Source organism: Cupriavidus sp. PB-02 (assembly GCF_058252315.1).
In genome coordinates this window covers 1,822,261-1,848,914 of the sequence record NZ_CM177694.1, presented here as the reverse complement: position 1 = coordinate 1,848,914, position 26,654 = coordinate 1,822,261, and the positions used below count along the sequence as shown (strand labels likewise).

The window sequence follows — 26,654 nt, the reverse complement described above, 5'->3', positions numbered from 1 at the left end:
GAGCCCTACCGTCCTGGTCATGGCCTGGTAGGTCGATCACGTGCGCGCGATGAAGCGCTGCAGGGCTTCGCCGGTCAATGGCGTGTCTTGGCTGCCAAGCCGTAGACAAAAATAAAACTGTCACTACTTCGCGTATAAATGTGCCACTTCGACCCGGGAGCGTTAAAAACCTGGCGGTTTGGCTTCTGCCATCCGTCCTAACCGGTCGATCGATACTGCACCGCACCATCGAGTTACACTTCAGCCCATGCACCGGATGGGAGGGAAGCGTTCGGCCTTACCGCCACTTGTCTCCTTTTATCCCGGGACTGTCTTGCATGTATTGCATCGAACATCTGGAATCACTAGCCGAAGACGAAGAAACACAGAAACATGAGCGCCGACAAACAATTGCAGTTCACTGTGGAGCGTCACCCCAACCCCACGCCGGCCGACAAGATCGCGGCCGCGCTGGTCGACCCCACCTTCGGACGCGTGTTCACCGACCACATGGTCACAATCCGCTGGACCGAGGGGCGCGGCTGGCATGACGCCAAGGTGGAAGCGCGCCGTCCGTTCCAGATCGACCCGGCCTGCGCCGTCCTGCACTATGCGCAGGAAATCTTCGAAGGCATGAAGGCCTATCGCGGCGCTGACGGCAAGATCTCGCTGTTCCGCCCGCAGGAAAACGCCAAGCGCTTCCGCGCCTCCGCCGCCCGCATGTCAATGGCCGACCTGCCGGAAGCCGATTTCCTCCGCGCCGTCGAAGCGCTCGTAGACATCGACCGCGACTGGATCCCGGGCGGCGGCGACGGCAGCCTGTACCTGCGCCCGTTTATGTTTGCTTCGGAGACCTTCCTGGGCGTGCGCGCCGCGGCCGAGTATGTGTTCTGCGTGATCGCCTGCCCGGTCGGCCCGTACTTCAAGGGCGGCAAGTCGGCAGTCACGGTGTGGGTGTCGGACCAGTACACGCGCGCTGCGCCTGGCGGCACCGGCGCAGCGAAGTGCGGCGGCAACTATGCAGCCAGCCTGATCGCGCAGACCGAGGCATCGCAGAAAGGCTGCGACCAGGTGGTCTTCCTTGACGCCGCTGAACACCGCTGGATCGAGGAACTAGGCGGCATGAACGTGTTTTTCGTCATGGACGACGGCTCGCTGCTCACGCCGCCGCTGTCCGGCACGATCCTGCCCGGCATCACGCGCGCATCCATCATCGAACTGGCCCGCCGTGAAGGCATCAAGGTGTCGGAAACCCCGTACGCGTTCGACGCATGGCAGGCTGATGCCAACAGCGGTCGCGTCAAGGAAACGTTCGCCTGCGGCACCGCCGCCGTGGTGACCGCCATCGGCAACGTACGCCATGTCGGTGGTGAATTCACGATCGGCAACGGCGGCGAAGGCGAAGTCACCCGCCGCCTCCGCACGCTGCTGACCGGCATCCAGCGCGGCAAGGAGCCAGACACCCTCGGCTGGGTCCACTACGTCGCCTGAGCCCGGCGCCCTGCCCCGGGTTGACCGGGTCAGGGCCGGCCCGGCAGCCCCGGCAGCGAGGACACCAGCAAGACCGCGCCTGACGGGCGCTGTCAATAGCAAGGTGTTGCGATGGAGCGAAGCGCGCAATGCCGACCAAGATGGCGCGGGAACGCCTACACGCGACCCACTGTCGCTCGGTGCTGACCGTGCTCTATCTGGGCGGCTTGCGGGCGTCGGATCTGGTCTGCATCGGCGAGGCTAGGCGACGCCGCCTGTATGGCCAGCGAAGTCTTGAACTCAGGCTGGGACACGACCTGCCGGATCGCGCCGGCAAGCTGCTGCGCAACTGCAGGGGGTGTCCCCTTTGGTGCGAAGACACCGCCCCCAAACCCGCGTTCTCGCCGCCGAAGAGCGAGGGATCCACACCGCCGCAGACTTTGTCGACTCTCCCTGGCCATGCTCGCAGTCCAGCGGCAATGCCCCCCTCACCTCACAATTGACTCCGTTTGATCGACAGGGTCCAGGAAAGCAGCATCCGCGTCGACGCCTATCAATCGGGAGATGCGGATCGGAACGCCCTCGCGCTGGAATTGCCTTGCGCTGTCCTGCAGCTGGATGTCGGCCAAGGTCATGCGCGCCCTGTGACGCAGGTAGTCGGCCCATGATGCGACGACGTAGCGTTCGACGACGCGGTCTTGTTCTTCGAGATCGAGAAAGACCCGCCAGCTGGTCGCACCATTGCGCCGCCGCGTCGGTCCGACCGCTTCGATCGCCCGGAGAAACGCCTTCAGGTGCTGTCGATCGATCCGGTACTCGACCTGGATCAATACCGGACCGTCGGTGGGCAGCGGCTCGACAGCGATGACCAGATCCGGCGCGTGACTTCGCAGCATCACATCTGCCTCTGCACCCATCTCAGCGCGGAATCGGGAGGTAAGCAGATAGAAGACGAGCAACCCCACGGCGGATGCAGCAAGGGCCATCCGGATTCCAGCCTCCGAAGCGAGCCATCCCCATAGAGCGCTGCCGATCGCCAGACTCGCCTGGCTGGCGACCAGATTCATCGAAACCGCCCGAGCCCGCACCCATGGCGGTGCCGAACTCTGAATCCCTGCCGAAACACCGGCAAGGACGCAGACCCAAGCGACACCGGCGACGAAGGCGCCGGCGATTGCAACGGCGATGACATGCGCGAAGGCAAGAACTCCTATCGCCACGACCCAAGCCGCAGTCGCATACAAGACGATGCTGCTCAGACTGAATCGCTTGAGCTGCCTTGGAATCGACCAGGCGCCGACAATCGCGCCAGTGCCGAATCCAGCCGACAGCAAGCCGAAGCCTTCTGCTCCCAGGCTTAACAGATCGCGAGCGATCACCGGCAACAATGCCCAGAACGCACTTGCGAAGATGCAGAAGGTCAGGTTGCGAATGATCAATGCTCGCATGGCGGAAGAGTGCCGCGCGAATCGAACGCCGCTGAGAACGCCCGTCAGCAGACGCTCCGGTACACCCGGCAGGCTATGCTCACGGTGCTTCCATCTGCGTACGGCGGCGATCATTGCCGTGAAGAACAGCGCGCTGGCCAATAACGCACTGCCTGGGCTGAGCCACGCGGCGATGGCGCCGGCGAGCGCCGGGCCGGTTGCGCGCGCCGAGTTGAATGCGACGGCGCTCAGTGCCACGGCCGCGGGAAGCTGGTCCCGCGTCACGAACTCGTTAATGCTCGCCTGCTGCGCAGGAAGGTAGAAGGTGAAGCCGCAGCCGAAGAGGAAAGTCAGGACGAGCAGCGCAACGGGATTGACGATCCCGGCAAGAGCTGCAGCACCGAGGATGGTGACGATGGCCAGCATCGTCACCTGCGCGACCAGGATCACCTTTCTGCGCTCGACGATGTCTGCCAAGGAACCCGCGATCAGACCGAAAAGCAGGGTGGGTACCGTGCTCGCCGTTTGGACCAGCGCCACCATGAACGCTGAAGGAGTTAGCGTCGCCATAAGCCACGACGCAACGGTCGCCTGCATCGTATAGCCCAGTGCCGTGCCGACCGACCCGAAATAGAAGAGCCGAAAGGAAGGTTCACGCAGCGGCGATGCCTGGAGCAGATTACGTAGCCAAACCGCAAGAGAGTTTGTCATGCTTCAACTATTGAGTGACCCCGCACACCATAGTGCAGCACTTCCTCCTGTCCCCCGCTCATCAGCACTTTCTCCCCATTCCCAATGCCCCCCAGCGCGTTCACTTCGGGAACTTCGCAGTCCTCGAAGAACATGCTGGCCACGTCGGAACCGGCATTCTGCTCGCTCAACGCGAGTGCTCCCCACGTGCTCACCGGGAAGCGAGTTTCAGGTTTCCTAGGGTGTGTTGACATTAGGCAAGGCCGAGGCACGAAGGGGTGTTAACTTCGATCGAAATATGTTTACATCCTGTCTTTTGGGCGAGGCAGGGATGGCAAGAAGGCTGTTGCGAGACGACCAGTACGAGCGCATCGCGCTGCTGCTACCCGGTAAGGCCGGGGATCGGGGACGAACCGCCGCCGACAATCGGGAGTTCGTGGAGGCCGTACTGTGGATTGCCCGTACCGGCAGCCCGTGGCGAGACCTGCCGGAAGAATTTGGCAACTGGAACAGTGTGTACCAGCGATTCGCTCGGTGGTCGCGTGCCGAGGTATGGCATAAAGTATTTGCAACGCTGGCAGGTGACGCGGATTTCGAGGAAGTCTTCATCGACAGCACCATTGTGCGCGCCCATCAGCATGCCGCTGGCGCGCCCAAAAAAAGGTGACCAGGCGCTCGGGCGATCGCGCGGTGGCCTGAGCACGAAGATTCATGCACTGGTTGACGGACTGGGCATGTTGGCGAGATTTCGCTTGACCGGCGGACAGGCGGGCGACAGCCCCGAGGCGTTGCCTTTGCTGGGCAGTTTGTGCCCGGGCAGTGTTGCCGCCGACAAGGCCTACGATACCGATGCGCTCATCGAGCATCTGCACAAGTTCGATGTCCAGGCTGTCATCCCGAGTCGGGCGAACCGGCTTGTACAACGTCCATTGGAAAAGCATCTCTATCGGTCCCGCAATCTGGTCGAGCGCTTCTTCGCCCGCATCAAACAGTTTCGACGCATCGCCACGCGATACGACAAGCTCTCCGAGCGCTTTGCTTCCTTCGTTGCCCTGGCCTCCGCGCTCATCTGGCTCGTCTAAATGTCAACACACCCTAGGAAATCCGTCCGCCTGACTAGCGAGATTAAACGTCCTCACAAGTCATCGCGCTGCCTGAGTCATTGGCCGATCGTGGGTGCGAGGATCGTCTGGGCCTTGCCGCCGACGAAAGATGCCGTTGCCGCCAGGCACCTCATTTTCCGTATAGTACCGCGTGCCGACGACGCCCGCCAGCGCGCGGCCGCCGGGGCAACCACATGTCGTCGGTAGCGTAGATGTTGAGGACCGGCGCGCGAACGTTGTGAAGATCCACGCGCTGATTGCCAAGCTCGAGCTCGCCGCGCACCAGCTTGTTGTCCTGGTACAGATCCTCCAGCCCCTGCCGTGCGGCCTTCCCCGGGGTAGTCAGGCTGGTCGTACAGCCATTTCTCCATGCGCAGGAAGCCGCGCAGCGCCTCGTCGTCCCCGAGCGAGCGCAACACGCCCTGCGTGTACTTCTGCAGCGTGCCCACCGGGTTCATCATCGCGAAGGCCGCGCCTGTCATCGGCCCCGGCACATTGAACAGGGCCCCCACCACTAGGTCAATGTCGCTGCGACTGACCGAGCGGGTCCAGAGGGGGTCTTTCTTTTCGGGCGTGTAGTGCAGAAAGTGACCGGCAAGGGCAACAAAACCCGGCTGGTGCCGACGACCGACGAGCTGATTGCCGACTGGCGCGCTACCGCCGCGCGCACGCGTTGTCGCCTGGCCCGCAGTGGGGGGAAACGTTCGCTGGTGCTGCCGGTGATTGGCAGCGGCGACAAAGCGCTGTCACGCAGCGCGCTGCACCTGATCCTCAAAGAGGTGTACGGCTTTGCAGCCGAGCGTCTGCGGGGCAGCGGGCCGGAATGGGAGGCGCAAGCCGCGGGGCTGGCCAGTTCCTCGGCACACTGGCTGCGCCACACCGCTGGTTCGCACATGACCTACCAGCAGGTGGAGACCTGCGCATTGTGCGCGACAACTTCGGGCACACCCTCGCTATCGACGACGAGACGGCTATCCTCACAGCGAGGAGGATGCACGCCACGAAGCCATGCAGGCGCGGCATCATCTTACGTGAAACTATGGTGGCCTCCATTGCTGGAAGCAAGGGGTTCATGTTTGGGAACTAGATCCTATGTATGTACACGGGTCGGCAAATTCGCAGAGTGGTCCTAAAGTGAAGGTGCAAGTAAGTTACTTTGGAGGACCACATCATGCGACCGACCCGTATCGAATATTTTACGCCCGCAGGCGAATTTTTGGCTGTGGCCCTGGAGCTATCGAGCGGATCCTGGAAGATCGGCCTGCATGATGGCAAACGCGAAAAGCCGGCAATCCACACGGTATCGGCCAATTCTGCGGCATGTCGCTTGCAGCAGGCCGTGCAGCAAATCGAGAAGGTCAAGTCAAGATGGGGCCTCGCGCCTGGTGTGCGCACGGTCGTACTGTACGAAGCAGGACAGGACGGTTTCTGGATAGCGCGGGCCCTGGCGAAGCTCGGCTATGAGCCCCTGATCTGCGACCCGGCCAGCATCCCCGTGGAGCGGCACGCAAGGCGAGCCAAGACCGACCGGCTCGACGTGATCCGGCTCCTGATGTGCCTGCGTGCCTGGTTGCGCGGCGAATACGACCGTATGCGTGTGATACGGGTGCCAAGCATCGAAGCCGAAGCGCAACGCCATCTTGTACGGGACCGAGGCGAGCTACAAAAGGAAACGATGCAGCACCGCGACCGGATACGCAAATTGTTGCGCACGGTGGGCTGCTGGCAGGACGTCAATGGCGACGTCACAACGCGTCTCGCGATGGGCGAGTTTCGCTGCCACGACGGCGCGCCCTTGCCGCCAGAACTGCACGCGCGACTAACCAAGGAGTGCCGTCGCCTGGCCCTGGCCGAGCAGCAATTTACCGAGCTCGAAAAAGAATTGATTGAACAATTGCCGGAACCCGTACAGAAACGCATCGCCGACCTCGAACGACTCAAGGCGATCGGTCCGGTGGGGGCTACCCGACTGGTACTCGTTGCCGCGGCTTGTGTTCACATTGCGCGCGGTAGCTCGTCATCTTCGGGTGACCGCGCGCCAGCAGCAACCGCACGTATTCGATGGCCCTGGTCTTGCCGATGCGGGAAGGACCATAGATCAATGCTCCCATGACCCGGTAGCGTAGACATCGAGCAACAAATTCATAGAAGGTTTCGATTGCAGGCGTGGCAATACGGTAGTTGCCACCAGCATCGGTCGGATCCGCCGTCAAGCGGTGGTCAAGGAATGGTAGCGTCTAGCCCTTTGGATTCGCATGGCCATCATCTATGATGTGATTCATGTAATCATCGTATTGCCATCTTGAGGCTCCCATGGAGCAAAAGACCGCTCGGCTTACGCTGCTCATCGATCCCAACAAAAAGGCTGCCTTCGAGCGCCTTTGTGCACAGCAGGATCTGACCGCATCGCAGGTGATACGGCGTCTTATCCGCGACTACCTGGCCCAACATGGCGTCCAGTATGCCCCCAGCGGCGTGGACACGGACAAAGCGGAAGCCATCGGCAATGAGAGGTCACCGGTGGGCGCGCCGTCGCGGCGCGGCGCGGCACCTCCCGCCAAGCGCCGTGCAACCCGTCGCGGAGCCTGACCCATGAGCAGCGTGCCCCCTCTCACGCAATGGCTTCATCTCGACTGGATGCTGATTGTGGTTGGGGCCTGGCTGCTTGTCGGCGTGACTGGGGTCCTGGCGCTGCATCGGCTTGCTTTGGTATCCCAAGTGCTATTCCCCATCGGGGGACTACTAGGGCTGGCGCTTTTCGGTCTGGCGCTCCACGCCGTCTTCGGCACGCCCGAGGCTGCCGTGCTGCCCGTTGGCCTGCCCGCGCTGCCGTTCCACGTCCGGCTCGACAGCCTGTCAGCCTACTTCCTGATGGCAATGGGGGGAGCAGCGGCCGGCATCTCGACGTTTGCGGCTGGCTACTTCCGCAAGGGGGAAGGCACGCCGCCGGGCCTGCTTTGTCTTGAATACCACTTGTTCCTTGCCAGCATGGCGGGGGTGATCCTGGCTGACGACGCATACTCTTTTATGGTGATGTGGGAAACCATGGCGCTGTCATCGTTCTTCTTGGTGACCGCCAACCACCGCATCGCCGAAGTGCGCGCCGCCGGCTATCTCTACATCACGATGGCGCGCATCGGGGCGATCGCCATCCTGCTGTGTTTTGGCGTGCTGCAGGCCAACACCGGCGACTATACGTTTGCCAACATGCGAGCCCAGGCGCTGACGCCGTTCTGGGCCTCCGTCGGTTTCCTGCTCGCCCTGTTCGGATTTGGCGCCAAGGCCGGCGTCCTGCCTCTGCACGTCTGGCTGCCGGAGGCGCATCCGGCAGCGCCGTCACCGGTATCGGCAATGATGAGCGGCGTCATGCTCAACACTGCCATCTACGGCCTGCTGCGCGTGTCCTTCGACCTGCTGCAGGTGCGTCTGTGGTGGTGGGGCGGATTGCTGCTGGCCATTGGATTGGCCACGGCGCTGTTCGGCGTGGTCTTTGCCGCGGTACAAACCGACATGAAGCGGCTTCTGGCTTATTCGTCGATCGAGAACATGGGCCTGCTCTTCGTTGCCATGGGCCTGACCTTGCTGTTTTCGGCCTACGGCATGAAGCCAATGGCCGCCCTGGCCCTGACGGCTGCGCTCTACCATGTCGCCAGCCATGCGTTCTTCAAAAGTCTGCTCTTTCTGGGGACCGGAAGCGTGTTGCATGCCACCGAGCAGAGAAGCCTGGGCAAGCTGGGCGGATTGATTCGTTATATGCCATGGGTGGGCTGGCTTACGCTACTGGGCGTACTGGCCAGCGCGGGGCTGCCGCCGCTCGGCGGTTTCGTCTCGGAGTGGCTACTGCTGCAAAGCTTCCTGTTCACGCCGGGTCTTCCGGAGCCGATACTGACCATGCTGATCCCGGTGGTCGCCGCGCTGATCGCGCTGGTGGCGGCACTGGCCGGCTACACCATGGTCAAGTTCTTCGGTGTGATCTTCCTCGGCCAGCCCCGTGAGCTCAAGCTGGCCGACGCGCACGACGCCGGCCGCTGGGAGCGCGCGGGCATGCTGTGGCTCGCGCTGGGCTGTATCGCGCTTGGCTTGCTGCCGACCCAATTCGTGCAGTTGATCGATCCGGTGACGCAGCAACTGGTGGCAAGCGGACTCGGCGCCCGGACCGCCGCCAGCGGCTGGCTGCTGGCGCCCAATGGCCTGGCCCAGGCCAGCTATGGGCCGGTCATTTTCCTGCTCGGCATTCTGGCCAGCGTTGCCCTCGCCTACCTGCTGGTGCGCCGCTTCTACCACGGTCGGCTTCGCCGCAGCCCGCCCTGGGCTTGCGGCTTCCCATGGGGCACCGCGCGCATGCAGGACACCGCCGAGGGTTTCGGTCAGCCGATCCGCCAGATCTTTGAACCGTTTTTCCTGATGCGCCGCGACCTGCCATCGCCATTCGATGAGCAGCCGCACTACCAGGTCACAGTGGCGGATCATTTCTGGCGCTGGATGTATGTCCCCGTGATCGATCTGGCGTCGTATCTGGCCCGGCTGATCGGCCTGATGCAACAGGGACGCATCTCGGCATACCTGCTGTACAGCTTCGTGACCCTGGCCGCCACGCTACTGGCCGTGATGCGATGAGGGTTGCATGAACCTGACCGGAATCCTGTCACAGCTACTCGAGATTGTGATCTCGATCGCGTTGGCGCCACTACTGATCGGCTGGGTCAACCAGTGGCGGGCCTGGCTGCAGAACAAGTCGGCGCCCAGCCTCTGGCAACCGTATCGAATGCTGCACAAACTATTCAACAAGGAATCGGTGGTCGCAGATAATGCGTCGCCGCTGTTCCGCGCCACGCCCTATGTGGTGTTCGGCTGCATGGCGCTCGCTTGCTCTATCATCCCTACCGTTTCCACGGACCTGCCACTGGCACCGGCCGCCGACGCGATCGCCCTGGTCGGCCTGTTCGCGCTGGCGCGGGTCTTCATCTCGCTGGCAGCGATGGACGTTGGCACCGCCTTTGGAACGCTGGGCGCGCGGCGCGAGATGCTGATCGGCTTCCTGGCGGAACCAGCGCTGCTGATGGTGCTGTTCTCCGCCTCGCTGATCTCCAAGTCGACCTCGCTCACCACCATTGTCGAGACGATCGCCCACCGGGACCTGGCCATCTACCCGGGCCTGGCGTTTGCCGGCGTTGCGTTCACCATGGTATCTCTGGCCGAGAATGCCCGAATACCGGTCGACAATCCCGCCACTCACCTCGAGCTGACGATGATCCACGAGGCGCTGATTCTCGAATACTCGGGCCGGCATCTGGCACTCCTTGAATGGGCGGCGAGCCTCAAGCTGTTCGCCTATTCCTGCATCGGCCTGGCGCTGTTCTTTCCCTGGGGCGTTGCCGAAGCGCACGCTCCCCTGGCCATGCTGCTGGCGCTGCCCGCGCTGCTGCTCAAGCTCATCGTGGGTGGGGTCCTGCTGGCGGCGCTGGAGACGGCAAGCGCCAAGATGCGCATCTTCCGTGTGCCGGAGTTCCTGGCCACCGCCTTTCTGCTGGCTGTGATCGGGATGCTGGTCCACTTGCTGCTGGCTCACTGAGAACACGGCAATGACTGCGCTCCTGACCCAGTTTGTCAACCTACTTGGCGCGGTGCTACTGATCCTCGCCTTCGCCATGATCTCGCAGCGACGAATCCTGTCGCTGATCCACCTGTTCACGCTGCAGGGGGCGACCCTGGCGTTGGCCACCGCCGTCGTCGGCTACGTGACGGGCCAGCCGCACCTTTACCTGTCGGCCGGCCTGACCCTGATACTCAAGGTGTTGCTCATCCCCTATCTGCTGCACCGCGTTATCGATCGTCTCCAGATTCGCTGGGACGTTGAGACGCTGATCAACATCCCCACCACCATGCTGATCGGCATCCTGGTGGTGATCTTCGCGTTCAACCTCACCATGCCGATCTCGCGGCTGTCGCTGAAGCTCGCCAGCGGCACGCTGGGCATCGCGCTGGCCTGCGTGCTGTTGTCCTTCCTGATGATGATCACGCGCTCCAAGGCGGTGCCACAGGTCATCGGCTTCCTGGCGATGGAGAATGGCCTCTTCTTCGCCGCCACCGCAGCGACCTATGGCATGCCGATGGTGGTCGAGTTAGGCATAGCGCTGGATGTGCTGATCGGCGTGCTGATCCTGGGTGTGTTTATGTTCCAGATCCGCGAGCAGTTCGACAGCCTGGACATCCGTCACCTTGAGAAGCTGAAGGAGGATTGAGTTGACCGCGCTGGCCTTTCTGCTCGGATTTCCGCTCGCCGGTGGGCTGGTGCTGGCGCTGACGGGACATCGCGAGCGCGCACGCGACATCAACGTCGCCTTCAGCCTGGGCACATTCCTCGCGGCCTGCGTGCTGACGGCGCAAATCGTCGCCGATGGTCCGATGCTGGCGTGGGACCGGGAGTTCTACATCGATGCCCTGAACGTCTTTCTGGTTGCGCTGACCGCGTTCGTGGGCCTGACCACCTCGATTTTCTCGCGGCCGTACATGCAGGTGGAGCACGATCATGGCAAGATGACGCCGCCGCGGCTGCGCCTGTACCACAGCATGTACCAGCTCTTCACCTTCACCATGCTGCTGGCGCTGACGACCAACAATATGGGTATCGTGTGGGTTGCGATGGAGGCCGCCACGCTGACCACGGTGCTGCTGGTCAGCGTCTACCGCACCGCCGCTAGCCTCGAAGCGGCATGGAAGTACTTCATCCTGTGCGGGGTGGGGATTGCCCAGGCGCTGTTCGGCACGGTGCTGCTGTACATGGCCGCCGAACAGGTCATCGGCCCGGAGGGTGGCGCGCTGCTGTGGACCAACCTGGACGCGGTCAAGCGCCAGCTCGATCCCAACATCATCACGCTGGCGTTCGCCTTCCTGTTTATCGGCTATGGCACTAAGGTCGGCCTGGTCCCGCTGCATAACTGGCTGCCCGATGCCCACGCCGAGGGGCCGACCCCGGTGTCCGCCGTGCTCTCCGGCCTGCTGCTCAACGTGGCGCTATATGCCGTGCTGCGCTGCAAGGTGCTGACCGATGCGGCGCTGGGCAATCAGCTCACCGGCCGCCTGATGATGGGGTTCGGCCTGCTATCGGTGGTCGCGGCTGTCTTCTTCCTGATCCGGCAGCGCGACATCAAGCGCATGTTCGCGTATTCGTCGATCGAGCACATGGGCATGATGACCTTCGCCTTCGGCATGGGCGGGCCGATCGCCAGCTATGCCGGCCTGCTGCACATGACGGTGCATTCGCTGGTCAAGTCGGCAATCTTCTTCGCCGTCGGCCACGCCGCGCAGAAGGCGGGCACGCAAGTCATGGACGACATCCGCGGGCTGATCCGTGTCAGTCCCACGGTCGGCTGGGGTCTGATGTTGGGGGCGCTCGCCATCCTGGGCATGCCGCCGTTCGGGGTCTTTGCCAGCGAGTTCCTGATCGTCACGACCGCCATGCGCGAGCAGCCGTGGGCCACGCCCTTCCTGCTGCTCGCACTCGGGTTGGCGTTCGCCGCGGTGTTCAGCCGGGTGCAACCGATGGTCTTCGGCGACACCACGCTCAAGCCCCTAGCGCATCCGCCAGCGCTGGTCCCGGTGTTCACGCACCTCGCGTTGGGGCTGATGCTGGGCCTCTATATTCCGCCCTATCTCGACACTTGGTACCGGCAGGCAGCCGCAATGCTGGGGAGCTGAACCGATGACACTGTCCGATCCCGGCCTCGACCTGGAGCGGCTGTCCGCGCCGCTGCCAGTCTGGCACGGCCAGGTTGGGCCAGACGGCTGGTCCGCCACGGCCCGTGCGGTGGCGGACGCGGGCGGGCGCCTCGTTGCGCTGTGGGGCATCGACCGGGGTGCCGTCGGCGGTACGTTGACGGCATGCGTGACGTACGCCACGCCGCGGGGACTGATATGGCTCGAACTGCGGCTTGATGGTATCGCACCCGCGGTGCCGGATCTGGCCGGCATATTCCCATGCGCGGGCCGGATGCAGCGTGCCATGACCGACCTGGTGGGTATCGCCGTGCAGGGCAACCGCGATGCCCGGCCCTGGCTGGACCACGGCCGCTGGCCGCCAGGGGCGCGGCCGCTGCAAAGCGGCGCGCAGGCGGGTGCGGCCACGGCCGGCAAACTACCTGCCGACTATCCTTTCGTGCGTGTGGAGGGCGACGGGGTGCACGAGATCGCCGTCGGCCCGGTGCATGCCGGCATCATCGAACCCGGCCACTTCCGCTTTTCCGTGGTCGGCGAGAAGGTGCTGCGGCTGGAAGAACACCTGGGCTACACGCACAAGGGCATCGAGCGGCGTTTCACCGAACTGCCGCCGCTCGAGGGCTACCGGCTGGCCGGCCGGGTCTCGGGCGATTCCACCGTGGCTTTTGCCTGGGCCTATTGCATGGCCCTGGAGTCAGCCTGGGGCTGCGCGCCTCCGCCCCGGGCAAACTGGCTTCGCGCCCTGATGCTCGAGCGCGAGCGCGTAGCCAATCATCTGGGTGACTTAGGGGCGCTGGGCAATGACGCCGGACTGGCCTTCGGCCTGGCGCAATTCTCGCGCTTGCGCGAAGACTGGCAGCGGCTGTCCGGAGAGGCTTTCGGACACCGGCTGATGATGGACGCCGTGGTGCCGGGCGGCGTTGCGCGCGACCTGACGCCAGCCATGCTTGAGCGCCTGCGTCAGCAGTGCGACCACATCGAGCGGGAAGTACGCGTGCTGCGTGCGGTGTACGACGAGCATGCGGGCCTGCAGGACCGCTTTCTTGGGGCGGGCCGCGTCACGCCACGGCTTGCCGCACAGCTTGGGCTTACCGGACTGGCCGGACGTGCCAGCGGTCACGCGGCGGACCTGCGCTGCGACCATGCCTGGCTGCCCTACGATTGCCTCGCCGTGAAAATGGCCACGCACCGCGGCGGCGATGTCGCCGCCCGCGTGGCGGTGCGATTCGATGAGGTGTTGGAGTCGCTGCGACTGATCCGTGCCATCTGTGCAGGCCTGCCTGACGGCGCCGCGCGAATCGTGCCGCAAGCGCCCAGCGGTGCCGCCATCGGGGCAGGATGGGTGGAGGGCTGGCGTGGCGAAGTCCTCGTCGCGCTCGAACTTGCCGATGACGGCAGCATCCTCCGCTGCCACTGCCACGACCCGTCGTGGCAGAACTGGCCGGTGCTCGAACACGCCATCATCGGCAACATCGTGCCGGACTTCCCGCTGATCAACAAATCCTTCAACCTCAGCTATTCGGGGCACGACCTCTGATGTGGCAAATCCTCAGGCAGATCGCCCGTACCGGCATCGTGACTGAGCCTGCTCCGCCCAGCGCAGCGGACGAGGCGGCCACCCAGCGCATTCACCGGGAACTGCTCGACATTCTCGGCCAGGCGCTGACGATCCGGCAGGTCGACGCAGGCTCGTGCAATGGCTGCGAGTTGGAGATCCACGCACTCGGCAATCCTTACTACAACATCGAAGGCCTGGGCATCAAGTTCGTCGCCAGCCCGCGCCATGCCGACATGCTGCTGGTGACCGGACCCGTCTCGCGTCATATGGAAGAGGCCCTGCGGCGTACCTATGCGGCAACCCCGGAGCCGAAACTGGTGGTGGCGGTAGGCGACTGTGGCTGCACCGGCGGTATCTTTGGGGAGAGCTATGCAAGCTGCGGTCGTGTCGCCAACGTGATCCCGGTGGACGTAACCGTGCCAGGCTGTCCACCGCCGCCATTAGAGATCATCCGCGGGATTCTGAGCGCCGTGCGGCAGCGGCAGCGGCAGACCAATCCTGCACGGCGCTAGGGATGTTGCTCGCCAGGGAGCCTTGTAAGCGATGCCCTGCAATTCGCCAAGTTTGACCCAGCCCACAATCGTCGACACCGCTTGGCAACCTGAGCAGAATGCCCCGCCGCAAAGCATCGCCTGCACTGCCACAGCGGCACCTCGACTATGTCCTTGAGAACTGGGGCCATCTAATAGCACGACTGCCTAACGCGCGTCGCGCCATGTGAAGCGGACCGCGTGCGAACGCCAGGGCAACTAGCCCTTTCCTACTACGTATCACCCACGTTCCTTCGCCGCCAAACCAGGCGCGCCGATCTTCGGTTTGGTGGCGTAGTCCACCTCGTACTGCTGCAGATAGTCGCGGATCATCTGGCGAACAATCTGAGATGGCGTCTGGTCCTGGGCGGCACAGAGCGCCTCAAACGCCTTCTTCTTCTCCGGGTCGATCAATACGGTCAGGCGAGCGGTCTTGGATTCCATGCGTTCTCGAGTGTCATGGTATGATAATAACATTATCATTATATACAATTGCAAGGCTTACCACGTATCCCGCCGACATGAACTGTCGTGATGCCGGAGCGTAAGCAAAACTGCATGCCAAGCACGCACACGCGGCACCAAATATGGATGAGCCTTTTGGTTCACTTTTTTCGTTGAGGGCACAGTGGTAGAAGTGACCATAGAGGTGGCCGCAAAGGATGGGCTTCAGGCACGGAATTCCGCGCGACTGGCGTTCACGGCCAATCAGTTTGAGTGCGAGATCCTGCTCACCAGCGGCCCCTGGGTCGCAAACGCCAAGAACGTGATGGAGGTCATGCGGCTGTCCGCTCCGGCGGGGACGCATATACGCATCCAGGCGGACGGCGTGGACGAGGCCGCCGCTGTCGTTACCATCGCGGCCTTGTTGAGGGGGGATGCGCTCCCCAAGTCTCTCTAATGGAAACGAACAGATGCACGCGGACCGCTCCTCGTTCGAGGCCTATCTGAAATTCCTGGCCGAGGCGAGCAGCGACGGTACGCCCCAGGTGTTGGAAACCCAGCACGCGCTGTCGCTGCATTTCGACGCACTGGCCACCCAAAGCTTCATGTCTCGCAAGGATCCCGACAAGCTCGTGCTGGGTTACACCAGAACGATGATGGGCTTCCTGCTGTTGCACCCGACTCCAACCAGAATCTCGATGATCGGCTTGGGTGGCGGTTCACTTGCCAAATACTGCTACCGGCATCTACCCAACACCAAGGTTGTGGCAATTGAAATCAATCCGGCGGTCATCGCCTTGCGCGAGCAGTTCCAGATCCCGCCGGACGACGAACGACTCGAGGTGGTTTGCGCGGATGGCGCCGAATATGTCGCGACACAGAATGCGCGTCCAGACGTCATCCTGGTGGACGGCTTCCTGGCCGACGGGATGCCGGTACAGCTAGGCACCGCGGACTTTTATGCCGCCTGTCATGCACGCCTGGCCGATACCGGTGTGCTGGTCGCGAATTTTCTCGAAAGCGATCCCGATATCCCGTTCTATCTGGAGGAAGTCAGCGCCGTGTTCGGCAAATCAATGTCGATTTCTCTTTCCGAAGACAGTGCTAACTACACACTGTTCGCCTGGAAAGGGGCACACAAGCTGCCCGCTCTGGAAGCACTGATGGCGCGGGCGCGCATCCTGGAAACGGCGCATTCGCTGAACCTGACTGCAGCCGCTCACCGTCTGAAACGCGGCGAGCGTCTTGCATCGGATCGTGCCGCCTGGCCCAAGCTGGCAAGGCAGCAGGTCCGGTATTGACAAGCCCCCTTCCGCGCAAGTCTCCTGACCAACGCAACCATGCCAATCCTGTACTTGCGTAAGCTGACCGGGAAGGAGCGCAGTCCCGACAGCAATCGGCAACTGGCCTGCTACCTGGCCTTTGTTGCCGGAGCGACCAACGCAGGCGGCTTCCTCGCCGTGCAGCAGTACACCTCGCACATGTCGGGGATCGTGTCCGCCATGGCTGACAACCTGGCGCTTGGCAGTTTCTGGCTGATGCTGGACGGGCTGGGGGCGCTGCTGTCATTTCTGGCGGGCGCCGCGTGCTCAGCGGTGCTGATTAACTGGGGTCGGCGCGAGCACCTGCATAGCGAATACGCATTGCCGCTCATGCTGGAAGCCGCGCTGTTGGTGTGTTTTGGCCTGCTTGGAAGCAATCTCGAGCACCATGAATGGCTGTTCGTGCCGGCAACGGTCATGGTGCTCTGTTTCATCATGGGCTTACAAAATGCCATGGTCACCAAGCTGTCGAACGCCGAGATCCGCACCACGCACGTGACCGGCATGGTCACGGACATCGGCATAGAACTGGGCAAGCTGTTTTATTGGAACTTGTCCAGAGCCGACTCGAGCAAGCCACCTGTGCTCGCCAATCGGCACAAACTGCGGGTACTCATCACGCTCGTCGCATTGTTCTTCGTCGGCGGCGTCATTGGCGCCTTGGGGTTCAAGCACGTCGGGTTCAGCGCCACGCTTGTGCTGGCAACCCTGCTGCTCGCCCTCGCGGCAGTCCCTGTGCTCGACGATGTGCGTCTGCACTTGTGGCGATGGGACCTTCTGCCTCATTTGGCCGCACGCTCCCGGCGTTGGGCTCGCGCAGTCAAAGAAGATGCGCACGCGGTGTGGCTAGCCGCGCAAGATCCCCGCACGCCATGGTATGCGAAAGCGCTAGCCTTGCTGGTCGCCGCCTATGCCTTGTCGCCCATTGACCTGATTCCGGATTTCATTCCAGTGCTCGGCTATCTGGATGACGTGGTGGTGGTGCCTCTCGGCTTGTTGCTAGCAATACGATGGATTCCGGTTGAGGTGATGCGCGAACATCGCGCTGCGGCTGCGGCCGCGGCATCCGCCAGCCGCCCCGTCAGCCACGTCGCGGCGCTGGTGATCGTGACGCTCTGGGCCATTGCCGCGGTGTCGGCATTGATCTGGCTCGTGCAACATCTGCCCGGGCGGGGAGGCAAATGATAGGACGGCCCGATCAGGCACAGCCATCGGCCAGTTCCACAGCAAGTCGCGGGCTGGCTGACGCCGGGAGCAGAAATGATGCGCGTTGCGAACGCCTCAGGCGGGAGCGAGGCACTGGATCGCGCGTGAGCGCGCATGAAATGAGCGAGAACCTACGTACGAACCTGCTTGCGCTAATCGCCCTTGGCAAAGAACGCGGTTTTCTGACGCGTGGTGAGCTGAGCGATCAGCTACCCGATTGCGACGAAACATCAGGTGCCATCGACCGGACGCTGGCGATGCTGGCCGATCTCGGCATCGAGGTCGTCGACCGAGCGCCAGCGGAAGCTCCAGCATGGCTGACCCAGGATGCCGCACCATCCGCAAATGAAGAGGATGTCGCAGAGGAAGCCGCCGCGGCCATCACGCAGAGCGACGGTCGCTTGACTCGCACGACGGATCCCACGCAGATGTACCTGCGCGAGATCGGTGCGATCCCTCTTCTGACGCGCGAGGAGGAGGTGGCCATCGCCCGGCGGATCAAAGACGCATTGGCGGAAATGATGGCGGCGATGGTGGCTTGCCCAGTCGTGGTTTCCGAACTCCTGGCGATGGCCGACCGGGTCGCCTGCAATGAGATGGCATTTGATGATCTGGTCGACCACATTGTGGAGCCGCAAGCCGAGGCAGGCGGTAGCCTGCTACCAGAAGCGCAGGTGCAGACCGATGCGGAGCTGGAGAATGACGACGCAGGGCTCGACGATGGCGATCCGGTGCCGACGACGTCTTCTGAAAGTGAATCACTGCGCTGGCGGGGCATTGCCTTTGAAAGGTTTGCAGCGATCCGGCGCCAGGCCGATGCGTTTGCCAGTGTCGCTCGCTGCCCAAAACTCGACCCCATCCAATATGTCAGGGGGCTGGCCACCCTCCAATCTGAGCTTGCGGCATTCCGCTTTAGCCCGCCCGCCATTGCGGAGCTCACGCAGATCCTTGAAGCGTTGATCGGGGAGGTTCGTCAAACGGAGCACCACGTCGCCGAGATCCTGATCGACCAATGTGGCATCACGCGCGAAGTGTTTCTAGAAGGATTCAGAGATCAGGCCGCAAATCTAGACTGGATGAAAGCGCTCGCGGCCGAGCACCCCGCCATCCGCGCTCACCTGATCAGATGGACGCCTGAAGTGCGAGCGCTTCAGCAACAGTTGCGTGCCCTGGAGGCCCGCGCCGCGATGCCGTTGGGAGATCTGCGGGAAACCGCCAAACGAGTCGCGAAGGCGAAGACGAAAGCCCTGCAAGCCCGGTCCGAGATGATCGGGGCCAACCTCCGACTGGTGGTCTCCATCGCCAAGAAATACCAGAATCGGGGCTTGCCGTTGCCGGATCTCATCCAAGAGGGAAATATTGGACTCATGCGCGCCGTAGACAAATTCGATTACCGGCGCGGCTACAAGTTCTCAACCTACGCCACCTGGTGGGTTCGGCAGGCGGTCATACGTGCCATCGCCGACAAGGCGCCCTCCATTCGTATACCGATGCATCTTGTGGAGGCCATTGGCAAGATCAATCGCCATTCACGCGAGATTTTCAGGGACACCGGCGCCATGCCAACGCCGTCGATGTTGGCTGCGCGTTTGGCGATGAGCGAGAAACAGATCAAATCCATCCTGAATGTCGTCAAGCAGCCGATCTCGCTGGAGACCCCATTGGGGGAAAGCGGGGATGCCCTACTGGGGGATACCTTGGCTGACGAGGGCGCGATATCCCCAGTCGACGCGGCGGCCCAAGTGGCACTCCAGCAGGAAATGGAAGCCGCCCTGGCAAGGCTGACCCCGCGCGAGGCGAAGATCTTGCGCATGCGCTTTGGCGTAGGGCTGCAGACCGACTACACGCTGGATGAAATTGGCGCGCAGTTCGGCCTGACGCGCGAGCGCATCCGCCAGCTGGAATCCCAGGCATTGCGAAAGTTGCGCAAACCTGAGATGACGGCTCGGCTCGATGGCTTCGTAGAGAGAAAAACATGAGTGACGAACAGTATCACCGTGCCGTGGACCTGATCCACTTGCTGTACGCAGCACTGGTCGGCCTGGTGACGCCCGGCGGAGGCAAGGAAGCCCGTGAACTGGCCGAGAGCGCCATGCAAGAGGCGTCGGAATTCCTCGGACTATCACCGGGGGAACGGTAGTTGAACTCGTAGCGCGCAACCTTTCGCGACCTCGGCTCGCTCCTGACCGACTGTCTGATTTCTACACCAATGAATTGTCAAAAGATCAGATTTCTTCGCTCACGAATTCCCACATTCGCGTGCACCCCCGGATGTCATGACTGTTGTGGTCCTGTGACAACCTCAACGGAGGAAATGTCGAGGCTTCCGGTCAAGAGCGATGCCGAGCACGAAACTGCGCTGGCAAACCTAAGTTGCCCTCATCTTGATACCAAGGGATGCAGCGTGTATTCGGAGCGCCCGTTGATTTGTCGCTTGTTTGGAACGACCCCAAGGCTTGCCTGCCCGAACGGAAACCGGCCGGACAAAATGATCGATCCGGACATTGAACAAGAGATTCAGCGCTTCTTTCTAGAGACACGTCACGTGCTGGTCTGACTGAGGTAAGAGGCCACAGGCGGTAGGCAACAACGGGGCGCAGGCGATGCGCTATCGTAAGGCCGCCCGCCTTGCGCAGCAGAGCCAATGCTGGCGGCCGGCAATGCCGGTGGTATCTGGGCCTCGGGCTCCAGACCAATTAGGCGCTGGATGAGATCGGGCGAGAGTATGGTCTATCGCGCGGGTGCATTCGCCAATCGAATCCGAGGCGTTGTGCACGTCGAGCAAACCGGGCACGCGACGCCTTTCGATATCTATCGCGAGCGCATCATGTGTGAACGCGCTCCTTCAAACAACGGCTTTGAGGACGTCCGCTGCCCGGTCCGCCTCTGCCTGCGAGTCAACGGCCACGTACGCGACAAATTGCGTACCGATCACCGCCGCTGAAAAGCCACGGAGGTTGATCCCCGCTTCGGCTAGGTCCTCGGTCATTGCAACGGCAAGCCCCGGCCGATTGCTGCCCAGGATGCGAACACAGTGCTGCTTCTGCGCGATATCGAATCCTGCCACGGCCGCCGCCACCATTTCCCGATCCCCCTGCAGCGGTGTGACAAACACGACGCCTTCGCCAGGCCTGTCTGGACTGCGCCGTGCAATGATGAATTGCAGGTCGGCCCCCACATCGCGCAGGGTCGTCAAGATCGCGGCCAGGCCGCCCGGCTTGTCCGGGATGCTCGCCACCCAGACTTCAACTTGTTCCACGAGCAGTTCCATCGTCGTTTCTCCTAGCCCTACTCGTTCGGTGCAAGAGGCCGCTCTCCGTATCGGCTCGTCATCCAGCCGTGGCACACCATCCATTGGATGGATGCTCAGCGAGCAGCCGTCCTCTTGCAGGGAACGGCGAACGTGTCTCGATGCCATCGCTTTAGCGGTAGACCAGCACGGGGATCTTGCTATGGGTCAGCACCTTCAACGTCTCGCTGCCGAGCAGCAAGCCTTGTACACCGCGCCGTCCATGCGAGGCCATCACGATCAGGTCGCAGCCTCTGTCCTCGGCCGTTTTTATGATGGCCTCGTAGGGGTGGTCATTGACCACATAGCTCGTTTCACAAGGTACACCGGCCGCACCAGCCTCCTGTGCAATGCCATGCAGGTATCGCGTCGCCTCCTCCAACGCCGCCTTGATGTACTCCTCGCGGGTGTCGGTCAGCATTTCCGCCTGATAGGTCAGCACGTGGAAATTCGGGCAGACTCGCACCGCCGTGGCACGGGCGTTCATTTCGCGCGCCAATACGAGCGCGTTGTGGAAGGCCGCTTCGGCCAATGAAGAGCCATCGACCGCCAGCAGAAGATGCTTGAACATATTGCCCTCCTTGCTTGGTTGCAGCCCTGCGTCTGCAAGTGGGAGCACAAGGCGCGCCCTGGCCGAGCGAAGGCATCATCGATGGGTACAAAATACCCGTCACCTAATGGAGTATAGGTGGGAAAGCCTCACGTCAATTGCGAAGGCGTCACATAATCGGTCACAAGCCCGACGCGATCAGCAATCGCCAAGACGACATCGCCGCTGACGTGCGCGCTATCGCTTGGTGGTTGCGTGCGGCCTGCGCGGTCGCTTGCTGCGCCGTGTTCGATGCTGCGGTGGCCACGATATTCAGATTGTTTTCTCCGACCTCGATGGCTTGGCTTCGCTACTTGCTGCATCGTCTCGAACAGGCTGCTGGTGGCCGCCACGGCCGGTTGCCAAGCGGCCACTGCGACCCTCCGCGCGGACAATGGCGAAGTGATTCGCTCACCTTGGTACAGGCAAAGACCCGCGCCTTCGTCGATTTCTTTGCGGCGCCCGTCCCGACGAGACGCCGACCGTCTCTGGAAATTCTTATCCCCATGGCACTTGCGCTTACACAAGGCTGCTGCAATCAGTGGCTCTGCCTGCGCGGAAATCGCCCATACTGTGAGAGGGTCGCCCGACCCGCGGCGGCCGCGTGCGCGGCCAGGCCATGACCCCGGCGACGCGAAGGAGCACAGATCGGCATGCCTACCTATGAAGAAGGACGCCTGGCGGCCATTGCAGTCAGGCTGGCGCTGTCGTCAGGACTTCCCCCTGCGAACGCGAAAGCCGCACTGGATCAGGCAAGCAGGATGATCGGCGACCAATTGACAGCGGCGCCTGTTCAGAACAAGGAGCCTTGTGTATCGTCCGTGGACCGCGGCCCTCTCGGCGGCGCCCGGAATCGGGAAGTATCCAGTTCAAACCGGTTGTAGCGAAAGCCGAGCCGGTCGGCAGCCTTGTAGAAGCGCTGGCGCATCAGGTCCGCCCAGACCCCTGTACCCCGCATGCGCGTCGCGAAGCTGGCATCGTAGTCCTTGCCGCCGCGCATCTCGCGTACACGGTTCATCACGCGCTCGGCCCGATCCGGGAAATGGGCCCGCAGCCATTCTTCAAACAGCGTGCGCACTTCCCAGGGCAATCGCAGACCGATGTAGTTCGCGTAGAAGCGCCGGCTTCGCGGGCGGCCGCCAGTAGCCGCTCCAGATCCGGCTCCTTGACGAACGGAATGACCGGCGCAACGCTCACCTCTACCGGTATCCCCGCCGTGGTCTCTGTCGGGTTGCACCGTCCGGGTTCGCCCTCGTTTGCAGCATGTCGGGCATCTCCTTGGCTTTAGGCGGACCACCTCTCATGCCTCGGCCTGCCGCCGTCTTGCAGATGGCGCCAAGATTGGGTCTGCCGGGCAGATAGCCAAGAGCGCAATCAGGGTCGCCTTGTACCCATGCACCAAGGGCAGCCAACTCCAACGGGTGATGGGCCCTACGGCTTGGTGTCCAGATGCATCATGATGGTCGCGAAGTCGAGGGGCTATCCTCCTGCAGGCCAGCCATGTCAGATCGCACTGTATGCGGCCCGTCGCATTGCTCAAGAGCAGAGATGCCGCGCCTGTGCGGCAGTTCTGGGGCTAGGCGGATCAGCGCGACGACCCAGGTTGCTCCCGTCGACGCAATCAGACCGCTTCCCGCGCGGACGGCGAAGCGGCGGGCCTTGCCCACCGCTTCGCCGCAAGCTTGCGCAGTCCCTGGTGGAGAAGCATGGGCTCACGCACCACAGCCCGCGCTCGGGGGCGGGCCTGAAGGTCACGCATCGTAGATTTCTCAGGCCTTTTTCACATAAGAGTTGCACCAACCATTTGCCGCAACCTGCTTGCCGCCGAAGATGGGGCATGGTCCCCACGCGTCGCTGGCTTTTCCTTGAAACAATTGGCAGTTGCTGCACTTCTGGCTTGCCTCGTGTTTTGGAAACTTGGCTTTGTCGACCTTGGTGGTAGTGTCGTGCTTATATCCAAGCGAAAACGCTTGCGGGTCGTTCTCATCCAGCTTCCCGGCTTGCGCCTGCGTCGGGGTGCCGATGCTAGCCACTGCGGCCACCACAACCCCCGATACGCCTTTCAGGAATGTTCGTCGAGTGTTCATTGCCGGACCTCCCTGTCAATAGAAACCATTGCAACTTGAGTGATGAATGCGCCGCTGCGGAATGGTCTATTGAAGGTAGTGCAGTTTTCAACTATCTCTGGATGGCGACAGCGGCGCCGGATCTAGATGCGGCGAGACACTGGGCAGGCCCGCGGTGGCCTCGTGCCAGAACGATATAGTGTCACTGTCGCCAAGCAACTTCTGGTGGGTCCTTCATGAGGCCATCGTCAATTTTGCTGCCCGGCAATGGGTCGAAATCCCGAAGCACTGCACGCTGCGGCCAGGACGGGCGGCGCCAATTTCGTCGCAGGGGAGGACCGATCCAGTATGCCCCCAGACCCCGGCAGGGTGGCGCGAACCGCTGCTGATTGTGCCTTCGTGGATTCTCAAGTACTACATTCTCGACCTGTCGTCGCTATCCAGGCGCTGCCGCACGCTCGACTAGGCGCAGCGCGCGCTCACCGCTGACCTGCATGTCACTCTCCTTGTGATGGCTTGTGATCGCCTGTGTTTCGCCCCGCGACAAGCTTCAGCCCTTGCCTAGGATCGCCATTGCCTTGTTCGCATCGTCGAGCGAGTCCACCGACACGTACGCGACAAACTGTACCCCGATGACGGAGGCAGAGAATCCGCGCAGGTTGATTCCGCCTTCCGCAAGCTTGCGGGTCAACTCCGCCGCCATTCCGGGCCGGTCCCCGCCCATGATACGCACCGAATGCAGGCTGTGCGTGACATTGAAGCCGACCTGGGCAGCTGCACGGATTTCCCTGTCATTTTGCAGCGGTGTCACGAACACGATACCCTTGCCCGGGTCCTCCGGCGTGCGGCGCGCAATCGCGAATTGCAGGTCCGCGCCGGCATCGCGCAAGGTCTCCAGTACCTCCGCGAGGCCGCCGGGCCGGTCCGGTATGGTTGCCGCCCACACGTCCACGCGTTCCACAAGAAGTTCGTTGGCCATTACTCATTCTCCAGTGCCCCTACTAGGAATCTAGCGCATGGCGGCCGGCAGGCAAGCTCTGGGCTCCGCGGGCAGCGGCAGGCCGATTTCCTGGCAACTCCCCGTGCCCGGACTTAATATGGACTCGTCGTTTTAGGCAGCTATCGCAGGATAGTGGTACCGACACTACCTGGATGGATGCCAGGGAAAGTGAAGGGGAATCGTCATGTCTGAAGGCAAATCGCCACGCCACGCTGCACAGCAGGAATCGGCCGATGTGTCCGAGGCCGAAATCGCGGTTCATTGGCCCGAGGAGAACTATGTCCCGCCGGCCGGCCAGTTTATTGCGCAGGCCAATCTGACCGACCCGCGCATTTTCGAACGCTTCTCCCTGGATCGTTTCCCCGAGTGCTTCAAGGAATTCGCAGACCTGCTGGATTGGTACAAATACTGGGAAACGACCGTGGATACTAGCGACCCGCCTTTCTGGCGCTGGTTCGTCGGCGGCAGGCTCAACGCCTGCCACAACTGCGTGGATCGCCACCTCGCTGCATACAGGAACAAGACCGCGATTCATTTCGTGCCCGAGCCGGAGCATGAGGCGGTGCATCACCTCACCTACCAGGAGCTCTTTGTTCGCGTCAATGAACTGGCCGCCCTGCTGCGCGAGTTCTGCGGCCTGAAGGCCGGCGACCGCGTCACGCTGCATATGCCCATGGTGGCCGAACTGCCCATCACCATGCTCGCATGCGCGCGCATCGGCGTGATTCATTCACAGGTATTCAGCGGCTTCAGCGGCAAGGCCTGCGCCGAGCGCATCGCGGACTCCGAGAGCCGGCTGCTGATCACCATGGACGCCTATCACCGCGGCGGTGAATTGCTCGATCACAAGGAAAAGGCCGACATCGCCGTGGCAGAGGCCGCCAGCGCCGGTCAGCAGGTCGAGAAGGTCCTGATCTGGCAGCGCTACCCGGGCAAGTATTCCAGTGCTGCCATACTGGTGAAGGGCCGCGATGTCATTCTCAATGACGTGCTCGCCGGGTTCCGCGGCAGGCGTGTCGAGCCCGAGCCGATGCCGGCGGAGGCACCGCTGTTCCTGATGTACACGAGCGGCACCACAGGCCGGCCCAAGGGCTGCCAGCATTCCACCGGCGGCTATCTGTCCTACGTGGCGTGGACCTCGAAGTACATCCAGGATATCCACCCCGAGGACGTCTACTGGTGCATGGCCGATATTGGCTGGATCACCGGGCATTCCTACATCGTCTATGGCCCGCTCGCGCTCGCCGCCTCGTCTGTCGTCTACGAGGGCGTGCCGGCCTGGCCCGACGCCGGCCGGCCCTGGCGTATTGCGGAAAGCCTTGGCGTCAATATCTTCCACACCTCGCCCACCGCCATCCGCGCGCTGCGGCGCAACGGGCCCGACGAGCCGGCGAAGTACAACTACCATTTCAAGCACATGACCACGGTGGGCGAGCCGATCGAGCCCGAAGTCTGGAAGTGGTACCACCGTGAAGTCGGCAAGGGCGAGGCGGTCATCGTGGACACCTGGTGGCAAACCGAGAATGGCGGCTTCCTCTGCAGCACGCTGCCGGGCATCCACCCGATGAAGCCCGGCAGCACGGGTCCGGGGATCCCGGGCATTCATCCGGTGATCTTTGACGAGGAAGGCAAGGAGGTCCCGGCCGGCTCGGGCAAGGCGGGCAATATCTGCATCCGCAATCCCTGGCCGGGCATATTCCAGACCGTCTGGAAGGATCCGGACCGCTACGTGCGCCAGTACTATGCGCGCTATTGCAAGAATCCCGACAGCAAGGACTGGCGCGACTGGCCGTATATGGCGGGCGATGGCGCAATGCTGGCGGCGGACGGCTACTTTCGCATCCTTGGCCGCATCGATGACGTGATCAACGTTTCCGGCCATCGCCTCGGCACCAAGGAGATCGAATCGGCCGCACTGCTGGTCCCCGAGGTTGCCGAGGCGGCGGTGGTGCCGGTGGCCGACGAGGTCAAGGGCAAGGTGCCTGATCTCTATGTGTCGCTCAAGCCGGGACTGTCGCCATCCGCGAAGATCGCGAACAAGATCTCGGCCTCGGTGGTATCCCAGATCGGCGCGATTGCGCGTCCGCATCGGGTCGTGATTGTTCCCGACATGCCCAAGACACGCTCGGGCAAGATCATGCGCCGCGTGCTGGCGGCGATCTCCAACCAGCAGGAGCCTGGCGACGTGTCCACGCTTGCCAATCCGGAGGTCGTCGAGAGGATCAGGGAGCTGGCGACATAGGACGGCTGCGGCGGTCAATGTCC

General features: G+C 62.6%; 26 protein-coding genes and 2 pseudogenes. 18 read left to right on the top strand and 10 right to left on the bottom strand.

The annotated features are described in order from the left end of the window. The first annotated feature begins 372 nt into the window (after positions 1–372). Positions 373–1,470 (top strand): branched-chain amino acid aminotransferase, encoded by a 1,098-nt coding sequence (locus AC10V3_RS08850; RefSeq protein WP_454751898.1) that lies wholly within the window; start codon positions 373–375, stop codon positions 1,468–1,470. Between the two features lie 467 nt (positions 1,471–1,937). On the opposite strand, the gene AC10V3_RS08845 is transcribed toward AC10V3_RS08850, so the two are convergent. After that, positions 1,938–3,587, bottom strand: coding sequence for an MFS transporter (locus AC10V3_RS08845; protein WP_454751897.1), 1,650 nt, complete (start codon positions 3,585–3,587; stop codon positions 1,938–1,940). Then, a complete protein-coding gene (locus AC10V3_RS08840; protein WP_349606056.1) occupies positions 3,584–3,757 on the bottom strand; it encodes a hypothetical protein in 174 nt (57 codons plus the stop codon). Before AC10V3_RS08840 ends, AC10V3_RS08845 begins: the two co-directional genes overlap by 4 nt. A gap of 140 nt (positions 3,758–3,897) precedes the next feature. Here AC10V3_RS08840 and AC10V3_RS08835 point away from each other — a divergent pair. Both AC10V3_RS08835 and AC10V3_RS08830 read left to right on the top strand, forming a co-directional pair. Then, positions 3,898–4,648 (top strand): IS5 family transposase gene (locus tag AC10V3_RS08835; RefSeq protein ID WP_374063797.1). Its coding sequence is split into 2 segments (ribosomal slippage): positions 3,898–4,226 and positions 4,225–4,648, totalling 753 coding nucleotides; the frame shifts between segments, so codons are not numbered across the junction. Between the two features lie 599 nt (positions 4,649–5,247). Beyond that, the gene (locus AC10V3_RS08830) at positions 5,248–5,802 is read left to right on the top strand and encodes a hypothetical protein (RefSeq protein WP_490923526.1); all 555 of its coding nucleotides are present in this window, start codon (positions 5,248–5,250) and stop codon (positions 5,800–5,802) included. 849 nt (positions 5,803–6,651) lie between these two features. On the opposite strand, the pseudogene AC10V3_RS08825 reads toward AC10V3_RS08830, so the two are convergent. Continuing rightward, a pseudogene (locus AC10V3_RS08825) lies at positions 6,652–6,882 on the bottom strand (ATP-binding protein); the annotation flags it as partial. 100 nt (positions 6,883–6,982) lie between these two features. Here AC10V3_RS08825 and AC10V3_RS08820 point away from each other — a divergent pair. The 7 genes from AC10V3_RS08820 to AC10V3_RS08790 are packed head-to-tail and all read left to right on the top strand — an operon-like array spanning position 6,983 to position 14,455. Next, on the top strand, positions 6,983–7,258 hold the full coding sequence (locus AC10V3_RS08820; RefSeq protein ID WP_022534751.1) for a ribbon-helix-helix protein, CopG family: 276 nt from the start codon (positions 6,983–6,985) through the stop codon (positions 7,256–7,258). A 3-nt stretch (positions 7,259–7,261) separates the two neighbouring features. Beyond that, positions 7,262–9,286, top strand: a complete 2,025-nt coding sequence (gene hyfB, locus AC10V3_RS08815; protein WP_022534750.1) for a hydrogenase 4 subunit B — start codon at positions 7,262–7,264, stop codon at positions 9,284–9,286. Between the two features lie 7 nt (positions 9,287–9,293). Then, positions 9,294–10,241, top strand: coding sequence for a respiratory chain complex I subunit 1 family protein (locus tag AC10V3_RS08810; protein ID WP_022534749.1), 948 nt, complete (start codon positions 9,294–9,296; stop codon positions 10,239–10,241). Between the two features lie 10 nt (positions 10,242–10,251). After that, entirely contained in the window at positions 10,252–10,911 is a 660-nt protein-coding gene (locus AC10V3_RS08805) for a formate hydrogenlyase (RefSeq protein WP_022534748.1), read from the top strand. A 1-nt stretch (position 10,912) separates the two neighbouring features. After that, positions 10,913–12,367, top strand: coding sequence for a hydrogenase 4 subunit F (locus AC10V3_RS08800; RefSeq protein ID WP_022534747.1), 1,455 nt, complete (start codon positions 10,913–10,915; stop codon positions 12,365–12,367). A 4-nt stretch (positions 12,368–12,371) separates the two neighbouring features. Further along, positions 12,372–13,922, top strand: a complete 1,551-nt coding sequence (locus AC10V3_RS08795; RefSeq protein WP_022534746.1) for a hydrogenase large subunit — start codon at positions 12,372–12,374, stop codon at positions 13,920–13,922. Beyond that, positions 13,922–14,455 (top strand): NADH-quinone oxidoreductase subunit B family protein, encoded by a 534-nt coding sequence (locus tag AC10V3_RS08790; protein WP_022534745.1) that lies wholly within the window; start codon positions 13,922–13,924, stop codon positions 14,453–14,455. Before AC10V3_RS08795 ends, AC10V3_RS08790 begins: the two co-directional genes overlap by 1 nt. A 258-nt stretch (positions 14,456–14,713) precedes the next feature. On the opposite strand, the gene AC10V3_RS08785 is transcribed toward AC10V3_RS08790, so the two are convergent. Then, the gene (locus AC10V3_RS08785) at positions 14,714–14,917 is read right to left on the bottom strand and encodes a ribbon-helix-helix protein, CopG family (protein ID WP_013959508.1); all 204 of its coding nucleotides are present in this window, start codon (positions 14,915–14,917) and stop codon (positions 14,714–14,716) included. Between the two features lie 184 nt (positions 14,918–15,101). On the opposite strand from AC10V3_RS08785, the gene AC10V3_RS08780 reads away from it, so the two are divergent. The 6 genes from AC10V3_RS08780 to AC10V3_RS08755 all read left to right on the top strand — a co-directional run bounded on the left by AC10V3_RS08780 (position 15,102) and on the right by AC10V3_RS08755 (position 20,002). Continuing rightward, on the top strand, positions 15,102–15,374 hold the full coding sequence (locus tag AC10V3_RS08780) for an HPr family phosphocarrier protein (RefSeq protein WP_022534743.1): 273 nt from the start codon (positions 15,102–15,104) through the stop codon (positions 15,372–15,374). 13 nt (positions 15,375–15,387) lie between these two features. Beyond that, positions 15,388–16,218 carry a fused MFS/spermidine synthase gene (locus AC10V3_RS08775; protein ID WP_022534742.1) on the top strand — a complete coding sequence of 277 codons (831 nt, stop codon included), beginning with the start codon at positions 15,388–15,390 and terminating at the stop codon, positions 16,216–16,218. 39 nt (positions 16,219–16,257) lie between these two features. Continuing rightward, positions 16,258–17,424 (top strand): DUF1275 domain-containing transporter, encoded by a 1,167-nt coding sequence (locus AC10V3_RS08770; protein ID WP_022534741.1) that lies wholly within the window; start codon positions 16,258–16,260, stop codon positions 17,422–17,424. Positions 17,425–17,549: 125 nt separating this feature from the next. Further along, positions 17,550–19,424, top strand: coding sequence for an RNA polymerase sigma factor RpoD (gene rpoD / locus AC10V3_RS08765; protein WP_349605082.1), 1,875 nt, complete (start codon positions 17,550–17,552; stop codon positions 19,422–19,424). Beyond that, the gene (locus AC10V3_RS08760; RefSeq protein ID WP_022534739.1) at positions 19,421–19,585 is read left to right on the top strand and encodes a hypothetical protein; all 165 of its coding nucleotides are present in this window, start codon (positions 19,421–19,423) and stop codon (positions 19,583–19,585) included. Before rpoD ends, AC10V3_RS08760 begins: the two co-directional genes overlap by 4 nt. A gap of 69 nt (positions 19,586–19,654) precedes the next feature. Then, positions 19,655–20,002: a YkgJ family cysteine cluster protein gene (locus tag AC10V3_RS08755; protein ID WP_349605083.1), complete on the top strand. Its 348-nt coding sequence runs from the start codon at positions 19,655–19,657 to the stop codon at positions 20,000–20,002. A 288-nt stretch (positions 20,003–20,290) separates the two neighbouring features. Here AC10V3_RS08755 and AC10V3_RS08750 read toward each other — a convergent pair whose 3' ends face one another. From AC10V3_RS08750 to AC10V3_RS08730, 5 genes and pseudogenes are all read right to left on the bottom strand, one after another. Continuing rightward, complete coding sequence (locus tag AC10V3_RS08750) at positions 20,291–20,716, bottom strand: ACT domain-containing protein (protein WP_022534738.1); 426 nt, start codon at positions 20,714–20,716, stop codon at positions 20,291–20,293. A 151-nt stretch (positions 20,717–20,867) separates the two neighbouring features. Beyond that, positions 20,868–21,305 carry a universal stress protein gene (locus tag AC10V3_RS08745; RefSeq protein ID WP_490923522.1) on the bottom strand — a complete coding sequence of 146 codons (438 nt, stop codon included), beginning with the start codon at positions 21,303–21,305 and terminating at the stop codon, positions 20,868–20,870. A 128-nt stretch (positions 21,306–21,433) separates the two neighbouring features. Next, entirely contained in the window at positions 21,434–21,676 is a 243-nt protein-coding gene (locus AC10V3_RS08740; RefSeq protein WP_349605084.1) for a hypothetical protein, read from the bottom strand. A 440-nt stretch (positions 21,677–22,116) separates the two neighbouring features. After that, positions 22,117–22,550, bottom strand: a pseudogene (locus tag AC10V3_RS08735) (SPL family radical SAM protein); the annotation flags it as partial. 542 nt (positions 22,551–23,092) lie between these two features. After that, positions 23,093–23,410 carry a high-potential iron-sulfur protein gene (locus AC10V3_RS08730; protein ID WP_022534735.1) on the bottom strand — a complete coding sequence of 106 codons (318 nt, stop codon included), beginning with the start codon at positions 23,408–23,410 and terminating at the stop codon, positions 23,093–23,095. A gap of 154 nt (positions 23,411–23,564) precedes the next feature. On the opposite strand from AC10V3_RS08730, the gene AC10V3_RS08725 reads away from it, so the two are divergent. Beyond that, complete coding sequence (locus tag AC10V3_RS08725; RefSeq protein WP_454751839.1) at positions 23,565–23,855, top strand: hypothetical protein; 291 nt, start codon at positions 23,565–23,567, stop codon at positions 23,853–23,855. Between the two features lie 84 nt (positions 23,856–23,939). On the opposite strand, the gene AC10V3_RS08720 is transcribed toward AC10V3_RS08725, so the two are convergent. After that, complete coding sequence (locus AC10V3_RS08720) at positions 23,940–24,368, bottom strand: ACT domain-containing protein (protein WP_022534734.1); 429 nt, start codon at positions 24,366–24,368, stop codon at positions 23,940–23,942. Between the two features lie 205 nt (positions 24,369–24,573). Here AC10V3_RS08720 and acs point away from each other — a divergent pair, with 205 nt between their 5' ends. Beyond that, a complete protein-coding gene (gene acs, locus AC10V3_RS08715) occupies positions 24,574–26,631 on the top strand; it encodes an acetate--CoA ligase (RefSeq protein ID WP_022534733.1) in 2,058 nt (685 codons plus the stop codon). Positions 26,632–26,654 lie beyond the last annotated feature (23 nt).

Excerpts from the sequence above, each read along its gene's own strand:
- AC10V3_RS08795 (WP_022534746.1), top strand. The coding sequence starts at position 12,372 with ATGACACTGTCCGATCCCGGCCTCGACCTGGAGCGGCTGTCCGCGCCG.
- AC10V3_RS08845 (WP_454751897.1), bottom strand. The coding sequence starts at position 3,587 with ATGACAAACTCTCTTGCGGTTTGGCTACGTAATCTGCTCCAGGCATCG.
- AC10V3_RS08760 (WP_022534739.1), top strand. The coding sequence starts at position 19,421 with ATGAGTGACGAACAGTATCACCGTGCCGTGGACCTGATCCACTTGCTG.
- AC10V3_RS08785 (WP_013959508.1), bottom strand. The coding sequence starts at position 14,917 with ATGGAATCCAAGACCGCTCGCCTGACCGTATTGATCGACCCGGAGAAG.
- AC10V3_RS08820 (WP_022534751.1), top strand. The coding sequence starts at position 6,983 with ATGGAGCAAAAGACCGCTCGGCTTACGCTGCTCATCGATCCCAACAAA.
- AC10V3_RS08805 (WP_022534748.1), top strand. The coding sequence starts at position 10,252 with ATGACTGCGCTCCTGACCCAGTTTGTCAACCTACTTGGCGCGGTGCTA.
- AC10V3_RS08810 (WP_022534749.1), top strand. The coding sequence starts at position 9,294 with ATGAACCTGACCGGAATCCTGTCACAGCTACTCGAGATTGTGATCTCG.
- AC10V3_RS08730 (WP_022534735.1), bottom strand. The coding sequence starts at position 23,410 with ATGAACACTCGACGAACATTCCTGAAAGGCGTATCGGGGGTTGTGGTG.
- acs (WP_022534733.1), top strand. The coding sequence starts at position 24,574 with ATGTCTGAAGGCAAATCGCCACGCCACGCTGCACAGCAGGAATCGGCC.
- AC10V3_RS08775 (WP_022534742.1), top strand. The coding sequence starts at position 15,388 with ATGCACGCGGACCGCTCCTCGTTCGAGGCCTATCTGAAATTCCTGGCC.
- AC10V3_RS08850 (WP_454751898.1), top strand. The coding sequence starts at position 373 with ATGAGCGCCGACAAACAATTGCAGTTCACTGTGGAGCGTCACCCCAAC.
- AC10V3_RS08745 (WP_490923522.1), bottom strand. The coding sequence starts at position 21,305 with ATGTTCAAGCATCTTCTGCTGGCGGTCGATGGCTCTTCATTGGCCGAA.
- AC10V3_RS08720 (WP_022534734.1), bottom strand. The coding sequence starts at position 24,368 with ATGGCCAACGAACTTCTTGTGGAACGCGTGGACGTGTGGGCGGCAACC.
- AC10V3_RS08790 (WP_022534745.1), top strand. The coding sequence starts at position 13,922 with ATGTGGCAAATCCTCAGGCAGATCGCCCGTACCGGCATCGTGACTGAG.
- AC10V3_RS08770 (WP_022534741.1), top strand. The coding sequence starts at position 16,258 with ATGCCAATCCTGTACTTGCGTAAGCTGACCGGGAAGGAGCGCAGTCCC.
- AC10V3_RS08750 (WP_022534738.1), bottom strand. The coding sequence starts at position 20,716 with ATGGAACTGCTCGTGGAACAAGTTGAAGTCTGGGTGGCGAGCATCCCG.
- hyfB (WP_022534750.1), top strand. The coding sequence starts at position 7,262 with ATGAGCAGCGTGCCCCCTCTCACGCAATGGCTTCATCTCGACTGGATG.
- AC10V3_RS08755 (WP_349605083.1), top strand. The coding sequence starts at position 19,655 with ATGAATTGTCAAAAGATCAGATTTCTTCGCTCACGAATTCCCACATTC.